Source organism: Asanoa sp. NPDC050611 (assembly GCF_040654855.1).
GTDB lineage: Bacteria > Actinomycetota > Actinomycetes > Mycobacteriales > Micromonosporaceae > Asanoa.
In genome coordinates this window covers 1-2,241 of sequence record NZ_JBFAIU010000610.1, presented here as the reverse complement: position 1 = coordinate 2,241, position 2,241 = coordinate 1, and the positions used below count along the sequence as shown (strand labels likewise).

Genomic DNA, 2,241 nt, shown 5'->3' with positions numbered 1-2,241 from the left:
AGTCTGCCCGCTGACACCGCCGCTACGCGCCCGACCGTGGCTCGTTACACAGTGGCGAGATGATCGGATTGTCTGGTCACCGGGCGGACCAACGTGGACGGAGCATCGAGGGGCCTCTCTTGATGGATCTGTGCGGCCCGACTCTACGAGGCGCCCACGGCCCGCGGTGCGTCCTTAACCCGAATCTAATGCCGACTTGAGTCCCGCCCGGCGGATGCCGTCGCCACGGCCGCAGGGACGGCAGGGGCCGTGGCGACGGACATCCCCTGGGCCGCTGGTTGACGCGCGGCGGCCGGGCTCGACACTCGGAACCTCCCGTCAGACCCGCGCTTCGACCACGAGCGGTAGCGCGAGGAAAGGCGGCGGAAATGGTGCTCGGGCATCGGGGCCTCTCGGAATTCCTGTCAAGGGCAGCCCGAACTGTAGGTACGCGGGAAAGCCGCGATCCGTTCCTTAAGTCGAAGATAAGCAGGCTTTACAGATCACTCGACTGGCATTCGGAGCGCGGCACCCGGATAACAGAAATCGCCGTCGAACTTTGTGTTATTCGCCCGGCGCGAGCACGTCGCCGCGTGGGAAGAGGGCCGCGGCGATCGCGACGACGACGGCCACCGCGAGCACGCCGATGAACACGTTGTGCACGGCGCCGACCAGCCTGGCGGGGTCGTCGTGGTTGCCGCGGAGCTTCGCGTTCGCCACCGCGCCGAACACGGCGGTGCCCAGCGAGCTGCCGACCGAACGCAGGAACAGGTTGTTGGCGGTGACCACGCCGCGGTCCCGCCAGCCGACGCTGGACTGCGACGCGATCAGCGTCGGGCTGACGGTCAGGCCCATGCCGAGGCCGATCACCAGGCTGGTCGCGCCGACCTGCCAGATCGAGCTGCCGCCGCCGAGGAGGAGCAGCAGCGCGCTGCCGGCCACGATCAGGCTCGAGCCGGCCACCGCGGTGAGCCGGAACCCGTACCGCAGGTAGAACCGGCCGGACTGGCTCGCGGCGATCGGCCAGCCGAGGGTGAGCGCGGCCAGGGCGAGGCCGGCGACCAGCGGGCCGACGCCGAGCGCCTCCTGCGCGTACGTCGGGACGTAGGAGCTCAGGCCGAGCAGGATCGCGCCGGCGCCGGCGGAGACGACGCCGCTGGCCACGAGCAGCCGGCGGCGGAAGACCCAGAGCGGCAGGACGGGCTCGGTGGTACGGCGCTCGGCCAGCAGGAACCCGGCGAGCAGCAGCGCGCCGATGCCGAGGGTGGCGATGCTGGGCGTCGAGTCCCAGGCCCAGGCCTGCCCGCCCTCGAGCACGCCGAGGATGACCAGCGTGAGGCCGGCGGTGAGCAGCACGGCGCCCCGGTAGTCGATGACGGGTCGCGCCGGCGTACGCCGTTCGTGGTAGTGCTTCATGATCATCCCGCCGGCCAGCAGGCAGAGCGGGATGTTGACGAGGAAGATCCAGCGCCACGACACGTACTCGCTGAAGACGCCGCCCAGCGTCGGACCCACCACCGACGAGATGCCCCAGACGCTGGCGACGTAGCCCTGCACCCTGGCCCGTTCCTCGACCGTGTAGAGGTCACCGACGATCGTCACGGTCATCGGCGCGATGCCGCCGGCGCCGAGGCCCTGCACCACCCGGAAGACGATCAGCATGGTCATGCTGGTGGCGACGCCGCAGAGCACCGAGCCGACGAAGAACGTGGCGATGCCGAACAGGATCACCGGCTTGCGGCCGAACAGGTCGGCGAGCTTGCCGTAGACCGGCACGGTGACCGCCTGGGCCAGCAGGTAGACCGAGAAGAGCCAGGGGAACTGGGCGAACCCGCCGATGTCGTCGACCACGGATGGCACGGCGGTCGCGATGATGGTGGAATCGATGGCGACGAGGGCCGTCGAGAGCATGACCGCGCCGAGGACGGGGCCGCGCTCGGACCGCAGGCCGACGCCGGTCGTTACAGAGGAGGTGGGGGTGGCAGGCACGTCTTCCCACCTTCCACCCGGACGGGTGACAAAACCAGGGTGTGGTCGATCACTCCGTGGATCGCGTGATTTCTTCGGATCATGCGCAGCTCGCTACTCGCCGTCGTCACGGCACTCACTGTCGGTGTAGGACCGGTGGTGGCCGTACCCCCTTCGACGCCCGTCGCGACGCATGGCGCCCTGCGCGTCTGCGGCGTCCACCTGTGCGACCGCGCCGGGCAGCCGGTCCAGCTCCGTGGCATGTCGACACACGGCATCCAGTGGTACGCGGGC

At 69.8% G+C, this 2,241-nt stretch carries 1 protein-coding gene; it reads right to left on the bottom strand.

What is annotated here, in order from left to right:
• Window positions 1–543: 543 nt before the first annotated feature.
• On the bottom strand, window positions 544–1,968 hold the full coding sequence (locus tag AB0H87_RS40905) for an MFS transporter (protein WP_360158974.1): 1,425 nt from the start codon (window positions 1,966–1,968) through the stop codon (window positions 544–546).
• Window positions 1,969–2,241: the final 273 nt, after the last annotated feature.